General features: G+C 67.2%; 17 protein-coding genes. 6 read left to right on the top strand and 11 right to left on the bottom strand.

Annotated elements, in window-relative coordinates:
- Positions 1–13: 13 nt before the first annotated feature.
- A complete protein-coding gene (locus tag DL240_RS18065) occupies positions 14–832 on the top strand; it encodes a hypothetical protein (RefSeq protein WP_111731305.1) in 819 nt (272 codons plus the stop codon).
- Positions 832–2,364, top strand: coding sequence for a radical SAM protein (locus DL240_RS18060; protein ID WP_111731304.1), 1,533 nt, complete (start codon positions 832–834; stop codon positions 2,362–2,364). The genes DL240_RS18065 and DL240_RS18060 overlap by 1 nt, the downstream gene beginning before the upstream one ends.
- Positions 2,365–2,379: 15 nt before the next feature.
- Here the strand turns inward: DL240_RS18060 and DL240_RS18055 are convergent, their stop codons facing one another.
- The 8 genes from DL240_RS18055 to DL240_RS18020 all read right to left on the bottom strand — a co-directional run bounded on the left by DL240_RS18055 (position 2,380) and on the right by DL240_RS18020 (position 9,974).
- The gene (locus tag DL240_RS18055; protein ID WP_111731303.1) at positions 2,380–3,204 is read right to left on the bottom strand and encodes a DUF3108 domain-containing protein; all 825 of its coding nucleotides are present in this window, start codon (positions 3,202–3,204) and stop codon (positions 2,380–2,382) included.
- Positions 3,205–3,308: 104 nt separating this feature from the next.
- Entirely contained in the window at positions 3,309–3,641 is a 333-nt protein-coding gene (locus DL240_RS18050) for a hypothetical protein (protein WP_111731302.1), read from the bottom strand.
- A gap of 23 nt (positions 3,642–3,664) precedes the next feature.
- Positions 3,665–4,078, bottom strand: a complete 414-nt coding sequence (locus tag DL240_RS18045) for a Bor/Iss family lipoprotein (RefSeq protein ID WP_158542742.1) — start codon at positions 4,076–4,078, stop codon at positions 3,665–3,667.
- A gap of 319 nt (positions 4,079–4,397) precedes the next feature.
- Entirely contained in the window at positions 4,398–5,045 is a 648-nt protein-coding gene (locus DL240_RS18040; RefSeq protein WP_158542740.1) for a superoxide dismutase family protein, read from the bottom strand.
- A 116-nt stretch (positions 5,046–5,161) separates the two neighbouring features.
- Positions 5,162–6,103: a glutathione synthase gene (gshB, locus tag DL240_RS18035; protein ID WP_111731299.1), complete on the bottom strand. Its 942-nt coding sequence runs from the start codon at positions 6,101–6,103 to the stop codon at positions 5,162–5,164.
- Positions 6,104–6,336: 233 nt separating this feature from the next.
- A complete protein-coding gene (locus DL240_RS18030) occupies positions 6,337–8,070 on the bottom strand; it encodes a GldG family protein (RefSeq protein WP_111731298.1) in 1,734 nt (577 codons plus the stop codon).
- 37 nt (positions 8,071–8,107) lie between these two features.
- Positions 8,108–8,818 carry an ABC transporter permease gene (locus DL240_RS18025; RefSeq protein ID WP_111731297.1) on the bottom strand — a complete coding sequence of 237 codons (711 nt, stop codon included), beginning with the start codon at positions 8,816–8,818 and terminating at the stop codon, positions 8,108–8,110.
- Positions 8,811–9,974 (bottom strand): ATP-binding cassette domain-containing protein, encoded by a 1,164-nt coding sequence (locus DL240_RS18020; RefSeq protein ID WP_111731296.1) that lies wholly within the window; start codon positions 9,972–9,974, stop codon positions 8,811–8,813. The genes DL240_RS18025 and DL240_RS18020 overlap by 8 nt, the downstream gene beginning before the upstream one ends.
- A 190-nt stretch (positions 9,975–10,164) precedes the next feature.
- On the opposite strand from DL240_RS18020, the gene DL240_RS18015 reads away from it, so the two are divergent.
- Positions 10,165–10,722: a tetratricopeptide repeat protein gene (locus DL240_RS18015; protein ID WP_111731295.1), complete on the top strand. Its 558-nt coding sequence runs from the start codon at positions 10,165–10,167 to the stop codon at positions 10,720–10,722.
- Positions 10,723–10,806: 84 nt separating this feature from the next.
- Positions 10,807–12,141: an ABC1 kinase family protein gene (locus DL240_RS18010; protein ID WP_111731294.1), complete on the top strand. Its 1,335-nt coding sequence runs from the start codon at positions 10,807–10,809 to the stop codon at positions 12,139–12,141.
- Between the two features lie 95 nt (positions 12,142–12,236).
- On the opposite strand, the gene DL240_RS18005 is transcribed toward DL240_RS18010, so the two are convergent.
- Positions 12,237–13,172: a hypothetical protein gene (locus tag DL240_RS18005; protein WP_146618402.1), complete on the bottom strand. Its 936-nt coding sequence runs from the start codon at positions 13,170–13,172 to the stop codon at positions 12,237–12,239.
- 205 nt (positions 13,173–13,377) lie between these two features.
- Here DL240_RS18005 and DL240_RS18000 point away from each other — a divergent pair, with 205 nt between their 5' ends.
- Together DL240_RS18000 and DL240_RS17995 are read left to right on the top strand one after the other, a co-directional pair.
- The gene (locus tag DL240_RS18000; RefSeq protein ID WP_111731292.1) at positions 13,378–14,187 is read left to right on the top strand and encodes an AAA family ATPase; all 810 of its coding nucleotides are present in this window, start codon (positions 13,378–13,380) and stop codon (positions 14,185–14,187) included.
- Between the two features lie 25 nt (positions 14,188–14,212).
- The gene (locus tag DL240_RS17995) at positions 14,213–15,391 is read left to right on the top strand and encodes a vWA domain-containing protein (RefSeq protein WP_111731291.1); all 1,179 of its coding nucleotides are present in this window, start codon (positions 14,213–14,215) and stop codon (positions 15,389–15,391) included.
- A 212-nt stretch (positions 15,392–15,603) separates the two neighbouring features.
- Here the strand turns inward: DL240_RS17995 and DL240_RS17990 are convergent, their stop codons facing one another.
- Both DL240_RS17990 and DL240_RS17985 read right to left on the bottom strand, forming a co-directional pair.
- On the bottom strand, positions 15,604–19,413 hold the full coding sequence (locus tag DL240_RS17990; RefSeq protein WP_146618401.1) for a DUF3858 domain-containing protein: 3,810 nt from the start codon (positions 19,411–19,413) through the stop codon (positions 15,604–15,606).
- Positions 19,410–23,093 (bottom strand): transglutaminase family protein, encoded by a 3,684-nt coding sequence (locus tag DL240_RS17985; RefSeq protein WP_146618400.1) that lies wholly within the window; start codon positions 23,091–23,093, stop codon positions 19,410–19,412. The genes DL240_RS17990 and DL240_RS17985 overlap by 4 nt, the downstream gene beginning before the upstream one ends.
- Between the last annotated feature and the right edge of the window lie 65 nt (positions 23,094–23,158).

Below are 23,158 nucleotides of genomic sequence, written 5' to 3'. Positions count from 1 at the left end.
CTGAGAGCACCCGATGAACCAGGATCAGCTCGAACACAAGCTCGTGCCCTACGTGCTCACCACTGCACGCAACCTGCCCTTCCTCGATCTGGAGGTCGACATCGGTCGTCCCCTCCAGGTGCTGCGTGTGGAGGATGACGAAAATGGCGAGTTCTGCTCGATCCTCAATCGCTCCAACCAGGAAGCCTTCGGCGGTCCGGACTCCATGGGCATGCCCCTGTGGGTGATGCTCGACTGCGCGATTCTTCCCTCGGCGGTGATCGGCTTTATGCTGCCCCGCGCCGACACCCCGCCCTCGATCCTTGAGAAGCTCGACATCGAGGATGACTACGAAGGCTACGTGCCCATCTCCGAGTACTGCGCCTGTCCCACCGTGGAGGCCGACTGCGTCAGCGGGTTCTCGTTGCACAGCCACCTGATGGGTCAGGGCATCGCCACGCGCACCAAGGCGCTGGCCCTGGCCATCTACAAGGCGCGCTTCCAGGTAGGGGTGACCCAGTTCTACAACCCGGCCATCCGGGTGCATGTGCGCTTTGGGGCCATGGAGATGACCATTCACCGCCCCAGCGTGCATACCTACCCCGAAGACAGCTTTGCCTACCGCCTGGAGCTTCCCTCGCGAGAGGTCCTGGTGAATATGGCGCGCGGGGACGATGTCTTCGGCCAGAGCCAGGTCCCCGAGGGCGTGCGCTGGGAGTTCGACCCCAATAACGAAGTGATGCAGGGCCGTCTGCGTCGCCACCTGATGGAGGGCGGCCGTGTCTGGCTGATCCCGCCGGGCTGGCGCGCCAGCGAAGATGGCTGCGAGCTGCACATGGTCCTGGACTCCTGATGGCCACCAGCTACGAGCTAAAGCAAGAGGTGGAGACCCTGCTCGATCAGGAGCGGGGCACGATCTACAAAGAAGCCCCCCACCGCGTGGCGCTGGTCTACCCCTCGCCCTACCGCGTGGGCATGAGCTCGCTGGGGTTTCAGACGATCTACCGCGTGCTCAACGAGCGCGATGACGTGGTCTGCGAGCGCAGCTTTCTGCCCGACGACCCCGATCGCTATCGCCAGTCCAACACGCCGCTCTTTACCTTTGAGTCGGAGACGCCGGTGGGCGACTGCGATGTCATCGCGTTCTCGCTCTCCTATGAGCTGGAGCTGATCGGCATCATGACCTGCCTGGAGTTGGCCTCGCTGCCGGTGCGCGCGGCCGACCGCGGCGACAACTGGCCCCTGGTCATCATCGGTGGCCCGATCACCTTCTCCAACCCGCTGCCGGCCGGTCCCTTCGCCGATGTCATCGTCATGGGAGAGGGCGAAGAGCTGATTCACCTGCTGATCGACTGGTGGAAGGACTACAGCGACCGCGAGCAGTATCTCAAAGACGTCGCGATGCTCCCGGGGGTCTACGTGCCCTCGATCCACGGCGAAACCTTCCGCACGGTGGCCCAGGCCCGGGACACCTGCCTGCCGGCCTACAGCCCGATCATCACGCCCAACACCGAGCTCAGCTCGATGCATCTTGTCGAAAACGGGCGCGGCTGCCACCGGGGTTGCTCCTTCTGCGTGATGCGCCGCACCACCAACGCCGGCATGCGCCCGGTCGCCCCGGAGCGGGTGCTGGCCACGGTGCCCGACTACGCCCGGCGCGTGGGTCTGGTGGGGGCGGCCACCAGTGATCACCCCCAGATTCTTGATATTTTACATGCACTTGTATCATCCGGACGGGAGGTCGGTCTCTCCAGCCTGCGTGCCGATCGCCTCAACTCCGAGTTTGTGGGGCTGCTCGCCAGAGGCGGCGCGCGCACGCTGACCGTGGCCAGCGACGGGTCGAGCCAGCGCATGCGCAACTTCGCCAAAAAGGGCATCAAAGAAAAACACCTGCTCCGCTGCGCGGAGCTGGTGCGCGAGACCAACATGAAGCTGCTCAAGCTCTATATGGTCATCGGATACCCCGGCGAGACGCTCGAAGATATGGATGAAATGATCGCGTTTCTGCTGGAGCTCTCCAAGATCTGCAAGGTCGCGCTGGGCATGAGCCCGCTGGTCGCCAAGAAGAACACGCCCCTCGACGGGGTGGGCTTTGAGGAGCACAAGAGCCTGGAGCAGAAGATCAAACACGTGCACAAGAAGCTCGGGCGCAAGGTCGACATCCGGGCCACCTCGGTGCGCTGGGCCTGGATCGAGTCCGAGATCTCGCAGGGCGGGTTTGATATGGCCGACGCCGCCGAAGCCGCCTACCGCCAGGGCGCCTCCTACAGCGCCTGGAAGCGCGCGATCCGCGACCACAAAAAGGGCCTCACCCCCCTGCGCAAGCCCGAGAGCGAGCGGCTGATGCCCGGCGCCTTGCTGCCCGATGAGTTCGCCCGCGCCTGAAGCGAGCACCGCGCGTTAGTCGCGCCCGGCGCGCCGGGAGTCGCCCGCCGGATGGCACCCCTGCCCCTGGTGGGCCTGCACCTCAATGCGGACCTCGCCGATCGGCGCCTCAAAGGCCATCTCCACCGGGAGCGCGCGGGGAGCGAGCTCAATCCAGATCGCGCCCAACGCCTGCACGCTCTGACCGGCAGGCCGCGGAGCCTGCTCGGCCTCGTGGTTCAAAAAGGTCCGGCTCAGCGCAAAGCGCTGCGCGCGCAGCGCTCCCACCTCGGTCCAGCGCTCTTCCACCCGTCCGGGAGTCACGTCCAGGTAGACGAGCTTCCAGCCATCCCAGACCACAAAGCGCCGACGCCCCTGAAGCTCCCCCTGACCGGCCACCTCTTCGCGCAGACGAAGCATCCAGGAGAGCAGGTCGTGACCATGTCCCGGCAGGCGAGCCTGCTCGCGCCGGGTCACGCCGCGAAACTCCCACTCCGTGCGCACCCGGGGCTCGCGCACAAAGCGACTGCGGTAGCGTCGGGGCTCGCCACGCTCTTCAATGAAGGTCTGCGCGCGCAGCGCCGCCCCGCCCTCTTCGCGCAGCGTGTCGAGCTGCACCCGAAACGGGTGCACCTGACTGGCCATCCCGCGACTCTTAGCAAAGAGCCTCCCCTGGGCGCGGGCGCCCTCCAGACAGCGCACCTCCAGCGAAAGATCAGCCAGATGCGCCGGGCCGTAGCTCACCCGGTAGCGGGCCTGCTCGCCAGTCTCCGGCTCGCCGGCCTCGGCCAGGCCCCCGGGCAACGCCCAGAATGCCACCAGCGCCAACGCCGCGATCACCGCCCCCCGCCTTGCTCTCATCCACGTTATCGAGCGCAACTTCAGCCTCACTACTCCAAAAAAAAAGCGGGCAAGCCCGCGAGAAACTCGCCGCTTGCCCGCTTGTACTTCGACGCAGACGTCGCTCAGTTCTTCAACGCCGCCAGCGTATCGGCCGAGTCAGCACCGGCATCCGCCGCCACCGTGTTGCAGTAGACGCGGGTCTGGGAGAAGCCCAGGAAATAGACTCGGAAGAAAATTCGACTCTCCACCACACCGGCGCCATTGGGGCAGGTCGCCTCCAGGTTCACCGGGCTATTGAGCGGAATGAGCTCCAGAATATGCAGGCGAAGCTCTTCGGCATCCGGCGTCGACTTCGACGGATTGTAATCCGGCGAGGTCACGATGCGGTTGTGGAAACACCCCGTGGAGGGGAAGGCGAGTGCAGCGACAAGCGCAAGCATAACAAAACGTGCCATGATACTACCTCCTCGATGGTGGGTTAGATGAAGTCCGACTTGAACTCGCTCTGCACGACTTCGCCGGTGTCGCCATCGACAACCTCATGTCCGACGACGGCATCGTCTTCATCGAGGTAGAAGTTATGTGCCATGCCCGACGCACAGGTCACTCGCACCGTGCTCGGGGTGTAGATGTTCAGCGTCAAGCAGCTGATGCACATATTCCCAAAGGTTTGCACCGTCTCCACACTCTTGACCGGCCCGTTGCACAGCTCGTGCGCCACCACCGGGCGATCGTTGTTGTCGACCAGACCAAAGAGCAAGAAGCTGCGCGACTCCTCCATCACCCGGCCATCCGACTGGCGATCGGGGTAGGTGAAGGTGTTGCTATAACACCCGGTAGCACCGGCGACCAAAAGCGCCAGCGCCAACATCATCAAACCATTTCGAATCATGTTGCCCTCATCAAAAGTGGACGACCTGTCGAGTAGCCTCGACCCAACATGAGGAGCCAGCGATACGTACCTGAATTCAGAAGACGTCGCTTGAAACTCCAACTCCCAAAGAACCCGCATTGTTACGTGGCCGAGGAGATAGCACGCCCCTTCGCGGAGTGTCAAACCAGCGACCCACGCGAGGTGCCAGAGCTTCAGGCCACACGCCGCTCTCGGGTGCGGGCGCGCCTCATTAAAAAACGCCCCGTCGCGGATGCGAGGGGGCGTCTAAATAGCTTCAACCGGTCACCCTGAGTGACCGGTCTTCAAGATCGAGGTCTTATTCGACCACCGTGATCACCGCGCAGCCCACGCGACCACCGGCGTTGCCGGTGGGCTGGCTGACCAGGTCATCTTCATCGGCGTGCACGATCATCGCCTGACCGGCCACGTTGTTGAGGCCTTCGCGCAGCGAAATCATCGTGTCCACGAAATCGAACTCCGCCACGCCCTCTTCGTTGGCGGTGATGTTGCCAAAGTCACCGGCATGACGGGCGTTATGTTCGTTGGCCGGGCCACCGTGCTCATGCGCCTCCGGGTTGAAGTGGCCACCGGCCGACTTAAAGTCGGGGGCTTCGCACACCGTGTTCTCATGCACGTGGAAACCGTGGTTGCCCGGGGTCAGACCGCTGACCGAACCGCTGACCTGCACCCCACCGTCGGCGAGTTCTTTGAAGGTCACCGTGCCGATCTCTTCGCCTTCGGGGTTGATGACGCGGGCGACGGCTTCGGCGAGCTCGGCGCCTTCTTCCATCATCCCTTCGTGCATCTCGCCGTGGCCTTCAGCGCCTTCCTCCTCGGTGACCTCTTCCTCGGTGGCCTGCTCTTCGGTCATCGGCTTGTCTTCGGTGGGTTGCGACGAGCTGCAGCCCGCGGCAAAGAAGCCCACGCTCAACAGACCCATCATCAGCAATCGCATCATCTTCATGTGGTGCTCCTTCTCAGTGTGTTGAAACGGCAAAACATACGCATCACTGCGGGCTCTCCCGTAATTATACGCCGGCGGCGCAATGGCAAGCCCGCATCTGTGCCAACGAGGCAACATCACCCCAGCTCGTTTTCAATCCATGCCATCACTTCAGCGGGGCCGTCCACGCCGTTGAGACGGCTCATCTCCTGGATGCCGGTGGGGCTGGTGACGTTGACCTCGGTGAGCCGCTCACCAATCATGTCGAGCCCCACAAAGGTCAGCCCATCGGCCTTGAGACGAGGTCCGACGGCCTCGCAGATGGCCTGCTCGCGCTCGGTGAGTTCGGTCTTTTCGACGCGCCCGCCCACGTGAATGTTGCTGCGATGTTCCTGCTCCAGGGGCACGCGCAGGATCGCGCCCATGGGCTTGCCATCGAGCATGAGCACGCGTTTGTCACCCTGGCGGGCCTCCGGCAAGTACTGCTGAACCATCACCCGGCGAGTGCCCCCGTGGGTGGAGACTTCGATCATGGCGTTGAGGTTGCGATCCTCGCTGCCGATCACAAAGATTCCCGCGCCGCCGTGACCATCCAGGGGCTTGAGCACCGCTTTGCCACCGACCTCCTCGGCAAAGGCCTTGATCGATTCGGCCTGGCTCGACACCAGCGTGCGGGGGGTGTGATCGCTGAAATGCAGGGCGTAGAGCTTCTCATTGGCATCGCGCAATCCGCGGGGCCGGTTGAGCACCAGGGTGCCCCGCTCCTCGGCCAGCTCCAGCAACATCACCTCGTACATGTAGGTGTCGTCAAAGGGCGGGTCCTTGCGCATCCAGACCACGTCCATCTCGTCGAGCGAGGCCTGGCGTGCCTCACCATAGCTGACCGGGTCCACCGGGTCCTGGCGCAGCGTCACGGGCTGGAGCATGGCAAAGGCCTCATCGCCCCGGGCCTCCAGCGACTCCGGCCGCACGTAAAAGATGTCGTGGCCGCGCTGCTGAGCACCGAGCATCAGCGCAAAGGTCGTATCAGCAAACACGTTGACCCGGGTTAAGGGGTCCATCACATAGGCGATCTTCATAGGTCCTCGTCGGGCGCCGGCAGGCCGGACGCATCAGGTAAACGCGGGCCGCCAGGCCCGCGCGCTTATCCTCCGGAAGACGCGGCATCCGCGCTCGCGTCCCGGGTAAGACGTCGCACCGCGCTCTCAGGTAACACAAAGATCTCCGAGCTCGAAGCCAGACGCGCGTTCTCGGCCCCTGAACTCGGGCATCCGCGCGCGCAGCTCCCGGCCCGCCCGACTCTCCGACGCCTCTACTTGCGGGATCCCGGGGTTTGGGTCCACTGGCTCAGCGCCTCTCTGCGGCGGCGCCGGCGCGACATCATCATCACGCCCAGCAGCGCAAAGAACGAGGGCACCATCACGATGTTGGCAAACTGAATCGCGCGCTTCTGCTCCGGGCTCACCTCGCCAATGAGACGCGGCAGCGACTTGCCACGAATCTGCGAGAGCGCACTGTCCTGAACCAGCCACTCCACCGAGTTCAAAAAGAACTGCGCTCCCAGCCCGGCCAGGCGCTCATCGAAGCCGGTCTCACGCTGCGGCCCCATAAAGTCGCCGCTGCCCACCACCAGCAGGCGCCCGGGCTGCGGCTCGCGCTCCAGTTCGGCCTCGCTCTTGCCCGCCGGCAGCGGGTGCTCCGAATAGTAGCTCGGGAGCATCCCCTGAACCGTTGCCGCCACCACAAAGGGCCCGGGCTCCTCCTCGGGGGCGGGCTCCACAAAGGTCTGATAGCTCATGTCGGCCGGCGGCGAGGGCAGTCGCGTGGAGCCGGCGGAGGTGCGCAGCACCTCGTGAAACTCCAGGGTATCGCGACCACGCAGGGCCTCATCAATGCTCAGACTCGAGGGCACCGGCAGCGCCATCGTGGAGAAGTCGCGCACAAAGGGCAGCTCCGGATCGATGTCGGTGATCGAGAAACTCCCCGGGTGGCTCACCCGGGCCAGCCCCTGCGGCGTGGCCACCAGGCTGAAGGAGAGCGCGCGATCGCGATCGATGACCGTATCGGCCCGGTAGGTGATGCCATAATGACCGAAGAGATCGATGAGGTTGGAGTCCAGGCGCTTGCGCATCGTGGGCAAACGCGAGGCCAACTCGGGCATCTGCTGGATCTGCTCCATAAGCTGGCGCTGCATCGCCTCATCGATCACCGTGGCGCTCTGGAACCACCCCACGCTGCCGCCGCGCTGGAGGAACTGATCGATGGCAAAAAGCGCCTCCTCACTGACCGACGCATCCACGTTGAGCAGCACCAGCGCGTGCACATCGTCGGGGATGGGCTCGGCCTGGCTCAGATCATAGGTGGTGGCTTCGATGAGGTTGCCGTAAAGCTGCGAAAACACCTGCTCCAGGCTCTGCACAAAGTCCGGCTGAGCCACCGGCCCTCCGGCTCCGCTGGCAAAGGCGATGCGTCGAGGCTCGGGCCGACGCAGGTTGAGCAGGGCCCGGGTAAACTCGTACTCGAAGTTATCGAGCCCCACCTGGCCGGTGACCTGAAGATCGCGAATCACCTCGCTCTGCTCGCCCTGGATGAAGGCCACCCCTTTATAGATCGCCCGCAGCGAGACTTCTGATTCACTCTGCTGCCCGATGGCCACCTGCTCGATGCCAAAGCCGGCCGCGGCTTCCTCCTGCTCAGGGCTCTCTTCGGGGGCGATGATTTTAAAGGTGAGTTTTCCGCCGCTGGCGGCCTGATACTCCGAGAGCAGATCGGCCACATCCTGACTTAAGGAGTGAAAGGGCGCCGGAAGATCGGGAGAGATAAACGCGTGCACCTCCACCGGCTCCTCCAACTCCCGGACGGCCGCTCGGCTGGGCTCGCTCAGGGTGTAAATCTGGTTCTCGGTCAGATCCAGGCGCCAGAAGACCTGGCTCATCGCGGCGTTGGCGGCCACGGCGATCGCTACCAGCAGCACGCCCATCACCAGGGTATGAGCACGGCTGATCAGGCGACGACGGGCTCCCGAGTGGGTGTTGGTTTGACTCATGGTTTGCTCCTCGTTCGGTTCGTCCTCAATGCCTCGATCACCAGCGGCGCGCGCCCACGCTCAGCGTGGCCACGCCCAGGCTCACTCCCATCACCGAGAGGTAGTAGAAGACGTCTCGCGCATCGACGACCCCGCGGGCGATGTTCTCAAAGTGGTAGCTCGTAGAGAGGTACTCCGCCGCGCGTACCGCCGCGCCGGAGGCCGGCCCCACAAGCTGATCGACCAGGTAGAGGAAAAAGCAGATCGAGAACGCCACCAGGATGGCCACCACCTGGTCGCGGGTAAAACTCGACGCCATCACCCCCACCGCCGCGTAGGTCGCGCCCAGGAGCATCAACCCGATGTAGCCCGCGCCCACCGCGCCCCAGTCCAGCTCGCCGAGCATCGAGAGGGTCAGCGGATAAGGAAGCGTCATCAAGAAGACCACGCCCAGGAGCACCACCGCCGCCAGGAACTTGCCGACCACGATCTGCAGATCGCTCACCGGCATGGTCATCAAAAGCTCCAGGGTGCCCGAGCGTTTCTCGCTGGCCAGAAGCCCCATGGTGATCGCCGGCGCAAAAAACGCCAGGAAGAGGGGCGCCTGACTGAAAAAGGCCCGCAGGGACACCACGCTGATCTCCTGAAAGAAGTTCAGCCAGAAGAGCGCCCCGGTGATGACGAGAAACAAGATCACCACGATGTAGGCCACCACCGAATTGAAGTAGGTGCCCAGCTCGCGGCGAGTGATCAGCAGAATATTACCCACGTGAGACCTCCTCTTGGCGGGCGTCAGCGGCGCCCTCCCCTGCGCTGGGGACGTTGGATGCGGCGTCGCTCAACGCCTCCTCCTCCTCGTCCTGTTCCACCGGCGACGGCGCGGCGGCTTCAGTCTCCGAGGCCCCCTGCGCCCCGGACTCACCAGCCTCCGACACCTCCCCTTCTTCGGTGGACCCGCCGGTAAAGAGGCGAAAGATCGACTCCAGCGTGGGCTCCTCCTCGGTCAGGCTTAAGAGTTCGTGCTCCGCCGGCGGCTCCGCGGCCAGCAGCGCCCGGCGCGTCTGAGCTTTATCCCGGGTCTTCAGCCGAAAGCTCGCCATGGTCGGAGCCCCACTGACCGCGTAGACCCCCTCTACCCCGGGCAGCTCCGCCAGCCAGGTTTGCAATGCCGCGGTGGGCTCGCCGGCAAAGCTCACCCGTAGCCCGGGTTCGGCCTGCGCCACTCGCGCCTCCAACTCATGGAGCGAGCCATCGGCCACGATCTGACCACGGTTGATGATGATGATCCGATCGCAGACCGCGGTGACCTCCTGGAGGATATGCGTGGAGAAGATGATCGTCTTGTGCCGGCCAATGGTCTTGATGACGTCGCGGATCTCAATGATCTGGTTGGGATCGAGCCCGGTGGTCGGCTCGTCGAGCACGATGACCTCGGGCTCATGAATGATGGCCTGAGCCAACCCCACGCGCTGACGATAACCCCGGGAGAGTTCGCCAATCGGGCGGCCCATCACCTGCCCCAGGCCGGTGAGTTCGGCCACGGCCTGAATGCGCTCCTGGCGACGCGCCTTCGCCACCCCGCGAAGATCGGCCATAAACTTAAGGTAGTCGTAGACGAGCATCTCGTCGTAAAGAGGCACGTTCTCGGGCAGATAACCGATCCGCTCTCGCACCTGACGCGAGGCCTGATGCACGTCATACCCGGCCACCCGGGCGCGGCCCTCGGTCGCCGCCATAAAGCAGGTCAGAATCTTCATCGTGGTGGTCTTTCCGGCGCCGTTGGGCCCCAGAAATCCCACGATTTCCCCGGGTTTGATGCTAAAACTGATGCCGCGGAGCGCCTCGAAGTCGCCGTAGCGCTTCTGGAGGTTCTCCACCACGATACTCTCGGCGCCGGAGGCGCCGCTCGTCGAGTTCGTCTCCATGATTCATCCTCAACACACAGGTCAATGAAACGATCGCGTCGCATGCGTGGTTGCAGGCCAGGAGAGTGGCTCCCCTGCCCGGTGGGGCGCGACGATTCGCCGCGCGCTAAAGCGATGTAGGCGCCCTAAGCTCACCCGACGCGATTTTTATTCCGGTCGCTCATACCTACCCTGAATCCATAACACAGCCATGTCGATCCCCACGAAATTTGAGCCGAAAACCCTGCGCGAACTCCCCCTGGACGACGACGCCCTGCAGGCGCGCCTCCTGGAACTCACCACCACGGTCGCGGCGCTGCGCCAGCTCTACGCCAAGGAGCCCGGCCCCCTCAACGCCTCGCACCTGGGCCGGGCACTCCAGCAACGCTCTCTGGCGCTGCGTCTGCAGGAGCGCTACGACGAGGCTCGTCAGAACAAGGATGAGGCCATCGCCATCTGGCGCGAGCTGGGCCGGGCCAAGGCCACCTTCCTCTGCCGCCTGCAACGCGCGCTGATCGACCACCAGCAGGGGGCCTATGCACGCGCCGCCGAGACCCTGGAGGCGTTGGAAGCCGAACTCGACGCGGGTTGTGCCGTGTACACCGACCAGCTGGCCGAGGCCCGCGCGCGCTGCTACCACGCCCTGGGACGCCGTAGCGACGCCCTGGCCCAGATCGCGCGCGCGCTCCAGGTGCGTCAGCAGCGCGGCAACCCACGCCATATCGAAGCGACGCTGGCCCTGCGCACAATCATCACCGAGGCCGGATGAAAGCGCGCCGCCAGGCCGTTACCCTGCCGAGCTGCCCCCGGCTCCTGTGACCACGCTGCCCTCCCCTGCCGAGCGATCTCCACCATGTCTGAGCACAAAGGCCCTATCTCCCGCACTCGCCGCTTCACGCGCCTGGCCAGCATGACCGCGAAGGTGGCGACCAACTACACCCGTGAACGCGTCACCTCAGTCTTTCGCGGCGAAGAGGCCACCGAAGAGGCCCGACAGGCCGTCCATCTGGCCAACGGGGAGCTGATCGCCAAAACCCTCGGCGAGCTTAAGGGCGCGGTGATGAAAATCGGCCAAATGGCCTCGGCCGGCGCCGACCTCCTCCCCAGTGAGCTCTCCGAGCCGCTGAAAGCACTCCAGAAAGACGCGCCGCCGATGCCCTACGAGGTGATCGCCGAGCAGATCGAGCGCGAGCTGGGCCAGCCCCCCGAGCTCCTCTTTAAGAGCTTTGAGAAAGAGCCCTTCGCCTCGGCCTCCATCGGCCAGGTGCATCGCGCTATCACCGACGACGGTCGCGAGGTCGTAGTGAAGGTGCAGTACCCGGGGGTGGATCAGGCCTGTGATTCGGATCTCAAGCAGCTGAAGTTCGTCTTGAAAATGAGCGGCGTCAGTCGCAACCACCGCCGATCCTTCGACGCCCTCTTCGAGGAGATTCGCGACCGGCTCCACGAAGAGCTCGACTACTGCAATGAAGCCGACAACGTGCGCCTCTTTGGCGAGCTGCACAAAGACGACGACTACATCGTGGTGCCCAAAGTCGTGGGTGAGCGCAGCTCTCAGCGCGTGCTCACCCTGACCTTTGAGGGGGGCGACCGCCTCGAAGAACTCGCCACGTACCCTCAAGAGACCCGCGATCTGATTGGCGAGCGCCTCTACCGCATGTCGCTCTCCCAGATCTTTGTGCACCGCGCGGTTCACGCCGATCCCAACCCGGGGAACTACGCGTTTCGGCCCGACGGCACGATCGTGCTCTACGACTTTGGCTGCGTAAAACACGTCTCCGAAGAGGTGGTCAAACTCTTTGCCGACATCATCGCCTCGGGCATGAACGAGGACTATCAGGCGATGGAAGAAGCGATGGTCAAGATCGGCGCGCGCCTGGTCGATGGGCCGCCGGTCCCCGAATCGTTCTACGTGGCCTGGCGCGAGGACATGATGACGCCCTGCGTGAGCGAGCCGATCTACGACTTCGCCAACGCCGATCTGCACGAGCGCGCCCCAAAACGTCTGCGCGCGTCGATCAAGTACATCAACAGCTTTCAGCTCCCGGTGCAGATCGCCTATCTCAACCGCGTGGTCGGCGGCTATTACGACCACCTGCGCACCTTCACCCCGCGGGTGCCCTGGCGCGACCTGGTGGCAAGCTACGTGTTCGAGGCCTCCTCGCTGGAGCGCAACACAGCCTGGTGAATCCGCGTATCACCGGGCACTCCCACCCACAAAAGCGCCGGCCCCTTAAAGGGGCCGGCGCTTTTGTGGGTTGCATGTACTTTTCAACGCCCGGCTCAGCGCCGGTTCAGCTCCAGACGATCGGCGGCGGTGAAGAAGAAATCGGCCTCATCCAGCCCCTCCAGCCCAACCTCTTCATGACGCACCCGGCGCACGACCAGCTCCAGGGTCTCGGCCTCTTCCCAGAGCGGCCGCAGCAGGGCTCCGGGCACCGAGAAGGCGCCGTCATCGGTGGTGCGGCACTGCACGCGGCGGCGCTCGGGACCAAACCCGGCGCTGACGTCGATATAAACCTCGGTGGCCGGCTGCGCCACCCCGAGCTCCCAGACCAGATCCACCGGCCGGGAATCCGAGATGAGGGCGGCCTCCTGGCCGCGCAGCTCGGCGCCGTTGATGCCCACCAGCACCATCGGGTCGGGGGCCGCCAGCGCCTGGTCGAAGCCACCGATGTGGGGGCCTCCCGGCGCGGCAAAGCGGTAGAGGGCTCCGGGGAAGTAGTCGAGCACCGCGCCCTGGCTCTCCCAGGCCCACTCACTGCCGTAGACCACCCCGTAGAACGCGTTGAGCAGGTCGGGCAGGCGCCTCGGCGCCAGCAGGGCATCGGCGGTGGGAGCCTCCACGGCGATGTCGCCCACATCCAGCAGGTGCAGCGAGGCCTGCTCACTGCTCATTGCCGAACGCTGACCGTCGATCGCCTCGCAGGTTCCGGTGGCCAGCCCGCGGGTCGGCGTCCACATCTCCAGGGCATCGAGCGCCGGCCCCACGGCCACACCGCGGGCGTGGATAAAGTGCGCCTGCACCGCCACGCCTTCGCTCTCCCAGGCCCGCGGGTAGAGAAACTCGGCGGTCAACGCCCCGTAGCGCACCTCGTGCGTCAGGGAGTCGTCCACCGGAGCGCCCAGCTCCTGGCCGGGCTCCTCTTCGGAGCAGCCTACTGCGAGCGTGAGCGCCAGCGCGCTCACCGCCAGATGTCTTAGCTTTTGCGTACCCAAATGAATCCTCTTTGGTGCAACTTCACGCATGGAGGCCAACCCTAACATGAGCAATGACGAGGTCAAGACTTGCCCTCTGCACAGCGCTACTGGCGCCCGGCGCGCCGGCTGCGCTAATGTGCCAACGTCGCCCACCGGCCCGCCATTCAAGCCGGCTCTCCCCGGCCGCGGCGCTCACCCTCCTTCTTTCCCCGATACCAGCCTTATGAGCACCTCCTTTAAAGGTACCCACACCTACATCGCCAGTCCCGAACTTCGTCAGGTCGTCGACATTGCCGCGGCCCTGCAAAAGCCCCTGCTCATCCGCGGGGAGCCGGGCACCGGCAAGACCCTTCTGGCCTACGCGGTGGCCGAAGCGCTGGGGATGCCCCTGGTGCGCTGGCATGTCAAATCGACCACCCGCGCCCAGGACGGCCTCTACCACTACGATACCGTCCAGCGACTCAACGACTCGCGCTTTGGCGATGGCCAGGTCAACACCATCGAGAACTACATCCGCCTGGGAGCCCTGGGCCAGGCCTTTGAGAGCCCGACCCGCACCGTGGTGCTCATCGACGAGATCGATAAGGCCGACGTCGAGTTCCCCAACGATTTGCTCCACGAGCTCGACCAGATGCGCTTCACCATCAGCGAGACCGGGCGCGAGGTCGTGGCTCGCCAGCGGCCGCTGATCATCATCACCTCCAACGCCGAAAAAGAGCTGCCCGACGCGTTTCTGCGCCGCTGCATCTTCCACTACATCGAGTTCCCCGATCCGGAGCTGATGCGCTCAATTGTGGAAGTTCATCACCCCGACCTGGATCGCCAGCTGATGGAGACCTGCCTTCAGCGCTTCTACTGGCTGCGCGAGCAGGCCGGCCTGCGCAAGCGCCCCTCCACCAGCGAGCTCGTCGACTGGATCGGCGCGCTGCTGCGCGCCGGCCTCCCGGCCGAGGCCCTCCAGGATGACTTCCCCTTCCTGGGCGTGCTCCTCAAAAAAGAAGCCGATCTGATGCGTCTGGCAAAGCGCCGCTGATCCCCTCTGTGGGCGGAGTGTTGCGATGTTCATCGACTTTCTCTACCTCCTGCGCCAGGCGGGCATCCCGGTCTCGACCACCGAGTACCTGGCCCTGTGCCAGGCGCTGAAGCTGGGGCTGGCCCATACCAGCCTGCAGGGCTTCTACGTGTTGGCGCGGGCCACGTTGATCAAACGCGCCGAACACTTCGATCGCTACGACCAGGTCTTTGCGGCCTACTTTAAGGATCGCCCCTTAAAGCTCGAGCATCAGTCCAGTGAGCTGCAGGACGATCTCCTGGAGTGGCTTAAGGAGGCCGGCCCCCTGCCGGCGCTCAGCCCCGAGGAGATCGCCCGGCTGGAGGGCCTGGATCTGGACGAACTGCGCCAGCAATTCGAAGAGCGCCTGGCCGAGCAGGACGCGCGCCACGACGGGGGCAACCGCTGGATCGGCACCGGGGGCACCAGCCCCTTTGGCCACTCCGGCCACAACCCGGCCGGGGTGCGCGTGGGGGGCACCGGTCAGCGCCGCTCCGCGGTGCAGGTGGCCACCGAGCGCCGCTTCCGAAATCTGCGCACCGATCTGGTGCTCGACACCCGCCAGATCAGCCTGGCGCTGCGCAAACTCCGCGACCTGGCCCGCCAGGGCCGCGCCGACGAGCTCGACATCGAGGCCACCATCGAGGCCACCGGCAAAAACGCCGGCGACATCGAGATGGTCTTTCGCCCCCCGCGTCACAATCGCCTCAAACTGCTCCTGCTCATGGACGTGGGCGGCTCAATGACCCCGCACACCCACCTCACCAGCCTGCTCTTCTCGGCGGCCAACCGCGCCCACCACTTCCAGGCTTTTGAGTCGTACTACTTTCATAACTGCTTCTACGAGACCCTCTACACCGACATGGAGCGCCGCCAGGGCCGCGCCACCGCCGAGGTCCTGGCCGGGGTCGACGAGTCCTGGCGCTGCATCGTGGTGGGCGATGCCGCCATGGCCCCCACCGAACTCAGCGCCCCGGGCGGCGCGATCGACTACTACCACTTCAACGAGGAGCCGGGCTCCGTCTGGCTGCAGCGCCTGGCCCACCGCGTGCCGCGTACCGCCTGGATCAACCCCGACGATCCCCGCTGGTGGGGCAGCTACACCACCCGCCAGATTGGCCGCCTCTTCCCCATGTTCCCCCTCACCCTCGAAGGCCTGGACCGGGCCATCGCCGAGATCCGCTGACCTCAGAATTTTTACTTAAGCCTCCGACCGCCCCTTCTGCGCGTGCAGATCCCCCACTTGAGCCCTCGACCGCCCCTGCTGCGCGTGCAGATCCCCCACCTGGGCACCCAACTGCCCCTGCTGCACGTGCAGATCCCCCACTTGAGCCTTCGATCGTCCCCTCCTGCGCGTGCAGAACGCCCGGCTCCCCCCCCACTTACGCCGCTGAGTCCTTAGTAGCGCACCACCAGCCCGGCGCTCTGCTCGACCCGGGTGGCAAAGTTTCGAAACGCCGGATACTCCGGGGGCATCACGCGCTGGCGCGGCAGGTTCACCGCGGCATCGAGGCGCAACTCGCCATCCTCCAGTCGGGTGTTGCGGGAGTAGCTCCCAAAGGGCGTCTCCAGCGCCAGGTCGGTGGCAAAGAGCTCGGGCTCGGCGCCCGGCGGCAGCTGCAGACGCAGCGCATAGGATTGTTCACGCTCATAGCCCACCCGCAGGGGCAGCTCCCGGGAGGCCAGCGAGGCGTAGATCCCGGCGAGTTCTTCGGTAAAGAGGGTGGTATCAATCTGGTGGCGTTGGTCGACCTGGCGAGCGAAGCCCTCGCGCACCAGCTCCGCCTCAAAGACCAGGGGCGCATCGACCTCCCCGGCATTAAGCACCTCAAAGCCTGCGACCCGCGCGCCCTTGATGAGCTCCTGCACGACCTGATCGATGTAGCGGGCCCGATCCTGCTCATCCTGCCTGGCGCGCAGCGCCGAGCGCACCCGCACCGCGCGCATCCCGCCAAAGGTGTAGCGGGCCCGGGCGTGCAGCGTGCCCTCCTCGTCCACGCGCCCTTCCACGTCCACCTCTCGGGTGGGGCGGCGCGCCCGGTCGCCCTGCACCGTGGTCTCCTGGTAGGAGGGGCAGCTCACGCAGAGGGCCCCCTGCCCCTGGACATCGCCATCGACCGCGCCCCACATCGCGTCGGGGCCGGCGGCCTCCAGCCAGGCCTCTTCGCCAGACTCCGGCAGCACCACCCGCAAGAGCGGGCGCCCGTAGCGACCGAAATCGCCCACCGGGTGACGCGCCTCCGGCTGCTCCCGGGCGCGCGCCAGGTACATCTGGGCCTCCACACCCACCAGCTCGTACACCGCCTGCAGCACCACCAGGGGGCTGCCCCGACCGAGCAGGAGCGCGTGGTTGGCGTCGGTGGTCAGGGCCAGGGGGCTGGGCTGAGCAAAATGCTCCGAGACGGCGTAGAAGAGGCGGCGCACCTCCGGGTCGCTGAGCTCACCATGCCCGACGGGTCTCCCCAGCCACTCTGCGGTCCGGGCGCGCAGCGCCGGGCCCACTCGCCGGCTGGCCAGGAGGGCATCGGCCACGTAGCGGCGGTCGGCCTCAATGGCGCCGCCCTCCACGCCCACGCGGTACTCCTGCACCCAGGGGAAGACCTCTTCGCTGGTCACCGGCAGGGGCTCCGGCGTGGGGCGGCGCTGATCGGTGGCCACAAAACGCACCCCGCGCACCCCGTCGATCTCCACGGGCTCGGCGCGGGGGGCGCCGTTGGCGCGGATGAAGTTCAGGCCCTCATCGCCCAGCACCACGTACTCGCTATGGCGCGTGGAGACGTCGCCCATCCTGAAGAAGAAGCGCATGCCCTCCACGTGGCTGCGCACCGCACCGGGGCCGGCAAATTGCAGGTAGGCCACCTCGATCATGTCCCCGGGCTCCAGGCCGGGCATGCTCAGGGTGTCTTTGCCGGCCACCTCCTCGGGCACGCGCACCGCGCCGGAGGCCTTGATCGTGCGTACCAGCACCGGTTGCGCGCCGCGGGGGAGCTCGACCTCGGCGTAGCGATCGATGGCCCCGCGGGTCATCAGGCGCACCACGGTGTGGGTGAGCGTCCAGGATGAGCCATCCTCGAAGTAGCGCCTCGCTGCGTAATCGAGCACGTAATAGGCCTCGTCCAGCGCCAGCTCGGCGCCGGGTTCACCGCCGGCGCGGGCGATCTCGGCGCGGGCGGCCTTCAGCCCGTCGGGCATCGCCCCGGCCAGGGGGAGGCGCCCCTGAAGGCTGGCGATCCGCTCGTCGACCCGGGCGCTGTGCCCGTAGCGGGCCTGAGCCTGTTCCAGGGTCTGGAGGGCCTGCTCGGGTTGACCGGCCCCGACCAGGAGCTCGGCCTCTTTGAGCCAGAGGCTGGCCACCGAGGGCATCCGAGCCCGGGCCTGACGCACCGCCGCCAGGGCGGCCTCGGCCTGCCCGGCGCCGCGCAGCGCGTCGGCATGATCGAGCTGCGCGCTGATCCGGTAGGGCTGGCGAGCGGCCTGACGCGCGGCGAACGCCACGGCCTGAGGGCTCGGGCCCCGGGCGTCGAGCCAGACCTCTTCGAGCTGCGGGCAGCGCTCCCAGCTCTCGGTCAACTCCCGGGGGTGAGGCACATAGGAGCGCCCCGCGTACAGGCTCTGCAGGCGGCTGGCGGCCGTGCAATCGGCCGGCGCCCACTTAAGCACCTCCTTCCAGGCCTGCTCGGCGGCCGGGCGCACGCCCTGGGCGGCCAGAAAGGAGGCCCAGGCCTTGAGCGCCTCGATATCGCGCAGGCGCTCCCCGACCACCGCCGCGTCGCGTGCGGCTTCGAGCAGGCCGCGGCGTTCGCTCTCGCTGCCGCCCTGGCGCAGGCGCTCTGCCAACGCACTGAGCACCCCGGGACTCTCTGGCGCGCGCTGGTAAGCCGCCCGCGTGCGCATCAGGGCCTCGGCATCGCGAAGCTGCCCGGGCACATCCCAGCGCGTGCGTGCCTGACGGGCCCAGAGCAGCTCGGCCGCCCAGGAGAGTTCCCCGTCCAGACGCCCGCGCAGCGCCTCCATCGCCGCCTCAAAGGCCGGGACCTGCCCGGCCTGCAGGGCGCTGTTGGCCGCCCACCACAGCGCCGAGGCCGACGCGGTGGCCGGCGCGCTCAGCACCCCGGCGGCCGGCTCCAGCTCCCAGATCGACTGCGTCGGGGAGCGGACCTCCGCCTTTGCGCGCGTCTGGTCCGGGTTCGCCGCGGCCACAAAGTGCACCGGTCCCGGCCCCAGCACCGGGCCCCGGGAGGGCACCACGCGCAGCTCAAAGCGATCGCGGTACCCGCCGGCGTAGGCCACTTTCATGAGCACCCGGTGGGTGCCCGGCTCCAGGCGCAGCCGGCGCATCATCCGCCCGCTCTCGTAATCCTGCTCCTCAAAGGCCAGCACCTCGCTGTCTCCCACCCAGACCCGGGCTGCCCCCTGAAAATCACCGTAGAGGGTCACCTCCTGCGCCTTATCTCCGGCGACCTGGAGCGCCGCCTCCAGGTAGTAAACCCCACCGCTGCCCAGGCGCAGCGCCTGATCGGGGCGCTCCAGCTCCAGCACCTGCGTGGGCTGCCAGTTGGCCGGCGAGGGCCGCGCGATCTCCGGGCTGCGGTATTGGTCGGCGAGCCAGGCGGAGCGCTCCGGAGCAAAAGGGGTCGGGGCGTCGAGCAGGCGCCAGGGCGACATCAGCGGGCTGACCCGGAAGTGCGTGGGCACCCCGGCGCCCTCAAACACAAAGGGCTCGGCCACCTGCGAGCGCTCCCAGCGATCGCGGGCCACCTCCCAGGCCAGCTCCGTCAGCGCCACGCGGGTGAGCGGGTGCTCGCGATCGTAGCGCACCTCGGCCAGCAGCGCCGCCAGGCGCTGCGGCCCCTCGACCACCTGGCCGACCAGCTCGCTCAGGCGCAACGCCGCGTAGCGGTTGAGCGCCTCTCCCGGGTGCCCGGCCAGCTGAGCGCCAAAGAGTTCAAAGGCCGCCTCCCGGTCGCCCTCCCACAGGGCCATCTCCCCGGCGACGAGCAGGGCCTCCACGCCCCCCTGGCCGGCCACCTCCGCGGGGGGCACCTCCTGACCGCGCAGCCAGGCCTCCATCGCCCGGGCCCCGGGCGACTCGGCCTCAAACTCCCAGCGGGTCTCAACCGTCGGAGGGCCACCGGCACACCCCGTCACCAGCAGCGCCCCGGCCAGCGCCCACACCATCCCCATCCGCGTTGCTCGCCATCGACTCATCGGCCACCTCCCTCACCCACCAGCCTCAGGGTCTGGTTGAGCGTTTCATGCACCTGACTCACAAAGGCGCGAAACGCCTCGTACTCCTCAACCGGCACGCGCTGCACCGCGATCTCAAAGGCCACATCCACCACCAGGTCCTCGGCCGTGGCATGGTAGCTCACCTGCATCTCACCAAATTTGGAGCGGATCTGCCGATCCTCGGGCACCCGCTCCACGGCGCGCTGCGGGCCGAGCACGTAGCGCACGCGGGTCTCCTCGGCAAAGGGCACGCGGAACATCCGGTCCTGGTGGCGGGTCGTCTCCCCGGCGTAGGCCCCGAGCACATCGCGGGGCACCGCCAGCGGGTAGAGGTAGCCCGCGCCCTGCCCCCGGATCACCTCGCCATGCTCGGCCTCAAAGCGCACGCGGGTGGGCGCCCCCAGGGCGTCGATCCCTTCGTACTCGGCCTGCCGCAGCGTGAGGGCGCCGTAGATACCGGCCAGCTCCCGCTCCAGCGCTTCATCGCGGCGCTCCGGATCTTCGAAGAGCTGCCGATAGCGCACCGCCCGCGCGCCGTGGGCCTCCAGCTCCCCGCGCATCACCGGCTGCTCCCCGCTTAAGTCGATCTCCAGGCTCTGCACCAGGCGGTTAGCCCCGGGCTCATCCACCGGCATGGTCACCCAGCGGGTGCTCCCGCCGTCTTCCACGACCAGCGCCTGGGCGCCCTGGTCCATCGAGGTCAGCTCAAAGGGCCCGTTGTACTCGGCGGTCGCATCCAGGAAGAGATCGAGCCCGGGCACGTAGGTCACCGCGTGATTGAAGATGTGCATGCTGGCCACCGAGCTCTCCACCGCCCCCAGGCGACGGGTGCGCACCAGCACCATCTCGGCCTCGACCCCGGCCTCCTCCAGCATCACCTTGAGCAGCGCGGCCTTGTCTTTGCAGTCGCCGTAGCGGTTCCGCAACACGGTGGAGGTGCGGTAGGGCTTCCAGCCGTGAATCCCCAGCCCCACGTGCAGGTAGCGGGTGTTGCGGGCCACGTAATCGTAGATCGCCTCGACCTTTGCGCGCTCCTCGGTGAGCCCGGCTGTCAGCGCGGTGACCTGCTGGCGGATCGCGTCGTCGACCACCAGCTGCTCCTCGATCAACTCCCACCACCAGCGCCCGATCGCGTCGTAGTCGGCCTTATTGGAGACCATCACGTAGTCGTAGACCTCGGTGTAGCCGGGCTGCTCATGGTCGGTGTAGACCCGGGGAACCTCCCGCAGCTCAAAGCCCTGCAGGCGCCGGCCCGCCACCGTCTCGCCAGCCGGCGTGGTGTCGACCAGCACCTGATGCGGCAGCCGGGGCGGCCGAAAGTAAAGCTCCCAGCTCTGCGGGTAGGCCACCGCGTAGCGCACCAGCGCCGCCGGGCGGCTCTGCTGCACGTAGTGCACCGCTCCGAAGTAGTCGCCGCGGAAGTTCTCGTTGGCCACCTGGTGGACCACGTACTGAAACTCCACCAGATCGCCCACGCCCACGTTGTTGGCCCGCAGGTTCAGCTGCTCGGAGTCGTTGTAGGTCGTCGAGCCCTTGCGGGACTGCCCGCTGCGCCATTCATCAAAATCTTCGCTCACCGTGCCATCGGCCTTGTGCACCCGCACGGCCAGCACCTCCACGCGCTCATCGCCCCCCTGAAAGCTCACGCCCATCTGCCGGGCGGCGCCAATGCCCCGGGCCTCGATCACGCGCACCACCCGCTGCTCAAAGCGCCGGGCCAGCCCGGTGGCCCCGACCTCCACCACGGCCTGATCCACCAGATAATCGCGATCGTAAGGCCCGGGCGGATGCGCCTGAGCCAGCCCCCGCAGGTCCTCCTCGATCCAGGGCTCGTAGAAATGGGCCCGGGGCGGCTGCATCAACTCGGCCCGGGCGCGCAGCCCGGCATCCTGGGGGCGCAGCGCCAGGGCGGCCTGCATCGCCTCGGCGCTCAACCCGCCCTGCCCCTCCTGGAGGTAGAGTTCGGCCTGGCGCTCATGCAGCCCGGCGTCGCCCGGGTTCCAGGCGATCAGCTTCTCGAGCACCTCCCGGGCCTGCGCCAGCTCGTTGCGGGCCTGAAACACCCGGACGACCTGCTGCCCCCAGGCCATCGACCAGGGGTTGAGCTCCCACTGCCGACGCGCCACCGCCAGGGCCTCCTCGCTCTTGCCGGCGGCCAGCGCCTCTTTCATGGCCTGCCACTGGTAGGCCCCGGAGCGGCGCAACACCCCGTTGGCCAGCTCCCGCAAGCGGGCAGCCTGCGCCCGATCTCCGTAGCTCTGGTGGGCGTCGGCGGTGGCCCGCACCCAGGCCGGCACCCGCTGGCGGTCCGGGCCAGCGGGGCCCGGCCAGCGCTCCAGCACCTGCAGGGCCAGCGGCCCCAGATCCCGGGCCTGATACACCCGGGCCAGCGCCAGACGCGCCGGCAGGTAGCCGGGCCGCACGGCCACGACCTCCTCGAGAATCTCCCGCTGCCGCTGCCACTCCTGGCGCGCGCTGCCCTCTCCGTAGGCCTCGGCCAGGAGCAGCGCGCTCTGGGCCCACCGCGCACTCTCGGGCGTCTGAAGCTCGCGGGCCCGCTCCAGCAGGGCGACCCGCTGCCAGCGCTCCTCAAAGAGCGGGGCCAGCTCGACGAGCACCTCCGGGCCCGGGGCCTGCGGGGCGCCGAGCACCTCGCGGGCGACATCGCGCCAGGGCGTAGCCCCATCCTCGGGCTGGAGGTACTGCCAGGCCCGGGCGGCCCGCGCCCGCGCCCGCGCGCCAGCCCGGGGCCGGGTGGCCACCCGGCGCACTGCCTGGAGCGCGCCCGCTTTGGCCGCCGGCGCTTCGCCCGGCGCCAACGCCCGGGTCGGCGCCCCGGCGCGCACCTCAAGCGCTCTCTGCTCCCCGTCGACCAGACGCGCCACCAGGCCCAGGCGCCCCCCGGCGCTGGAGCCCAGCTTGATCACGATCTCGTGCTCCCCCTTGCTCAACCTCAGCGGCCAGCTCTGGGCATCGAGCCCCAGTCCGGGCTCTCCCTCCGTAGCGCCGAGCGGCTCGCCATCCACCCAGACGCGGTACGCCCCGGCCGCCCCCACCTTCAGCTCGGCCCGCACCGCCTCGTTCACGCTCACCCGCGTCGACAAAAACACCACCGCCGAGGTCGCCGGCGTCACAAAGCTGCCCACCGACCACACGCATAAATCATCGGCCGCCGGCAACGCTCGCCAGTCCACCGACCCCGAACGCCCGGGGTAGGGCCCGCTCACGCGGAGCTCGGGCCCCACCGCCTCATAAAACCCCTGCATCGAGGGGTTCTCCAGCGGCCCGACCACCGACCACGCGTTGAGGCAGCCCTGCTCCTGGCCAAAGGCCTGGCGATCGGGCGCGTCGGCCGCCCCGCGGTCAAGCCGGGAGCGGGCCTGCTCCCGGGCCAGCATAAAGTCCACCGTCGACCCGCGCACAGCCCCGGCCCGCGCCCGCTCCACATACCCCTCAAAGAGCTCCCCCGGGAGCAGCCTGCGCAGCTCCACCAGCTCGGCGGCCAGCCCCAGCGCTTCGCCCTCCTGGCTGGCCTCGGCCAGCGCCTGCACCACGCGCTCCGCATCGCTCGCAACACTCTCCTGAGCGACGGCCACCGAGGCCCCCGCCCACACCAGCGTCGCGCCCATCACCGCCCCGATCCCTCTGCCGATCCTCATCCGCGCTCTCTCAATAGAACTCACCGTTGGGTGCACGCGCCCTCGATCGACGCGCCCGCTCACAA

The sequence above is a fragment of the Lujinxingia litoralis genome (assembly GCF_003260125.1).
In the GTDB taxonomy this organism is placed as follows: domain Bacteria; phylum Myxococcota_A; class Bradymonadia; order Bradymonadales; family Bradymonadaceae; genus Lujinxingia; species Lujinxingia litoralis.
The sequence above is the reverse complement of the archived record's forward strand: the minus strand, read 5'-3'. Positions and strand labels throughout refer to the sequence as shown.

Bases quoted from the DNA above. Each gene is read 5' to 3' on its own strand.
- DL240_RS18065 (WP_111731305.1), top strand. From the start codon at position 14: ATGAACCAGGATCAGCTCGAACACAAGCTCGTGCCCTACGTGCTCACC.
- DL240_RS18060 (WP_111731304.1), top strand. From the start codon at position 832: ATGGCCACCAGCTACGAGCTAAAGCAAGAGGTGGAGACCCTGCTCGAT.
- DL240_RS18055 (WP_111731303.1), bottom strand. From the start codon at position 3,204: ATGAGAGCAAGGCGGGGGGCGGTGATCGCGGCGTTGGCGCTGGTGGCA.
- DL240_RS18050 (WP_111731302.1), bottom strand. From the start codon at position 3,641: ATGGCACGTTTTGTTATGCTTGCGCTTGTCGCTGCACTCGCCTTCCCC.
- DL240_RS18045 (WP_158542742.1), bottom strand. From the start codon at position 4,078: ATGATTCGAAATGGTTTGATGATGTTGGCGCTGGCGCTTTTGGTCGCC.
- DL240_RS18040 (WP_158542740.1), bottom strand. From the start codon at position 5,045: ATGAAGATGATGCGATTGCTGATGATGGGTCTGTTGAGCGTGGGCTTC.
- gshB (WP_111731299.1), bottom strand. From the start codon at position 6,103: ATGAAGATCGCCTATGTGATGGACCCCTTAACCCGGGTCAACGTGTTT.
- DL240_RS18030 (WP_111731298.1), bottom strand. From the start codon at position 8,070: ATGAGTCAAACCAACACCCACTCGGGAGCCCGTCGTCGCCTGATCAGC.
- DL240_RS18020 (WP_111731296.1), bottom strand. From the start codon at position 9,974: ATGGAGACGAACTCGACGAGCGGCGCCTCCGGCGCCGAGAGTATCGTG.
- DL240_RS18015 (WP_111731295.1), top strand. From the start codon at position 10,165: ATGTCGATCCCCACGAAATTTGAGCCGAAAACCCTGCGCGAACTCCCC.
- DL240_RS18010 (WP_111731294.1), top strand. From the start codon at position 10,807: ATGTCTGAGCACAAAGGCCCTATCTCCCGCACTCGCCGCTTCACGCGC.
- DL240_RS18000 (WP_111731292.1), top strand. From the start codon at position 13,378: ATGAGCACCTCCTTTAAAGGTACCCACACCTACATCGCCAGTCCCGAA.
- DL240_RS17995 (WP_111731291.1), top strand. From the start codon at position 14,213: ATGTTCATCGACTTTCTCTACCTCCTGCGCCAGGCGGGCATCCCGGTC.
- DL240_RS17990 (WP_146618401.1), bottom strand. From the start codon at position 19,413: ATGAGTCGATGGCGAGCAACGCGGATGGGGATGGTGTGGGCGCTGGCC.
- DL240_RS17985 (WP_146618400.1), bottom strand. From the start codon at position 23,093: ATGAGGATCGGCAGAGGGATCGGGGCGGTGATGGGCGCGACGCTGGTG.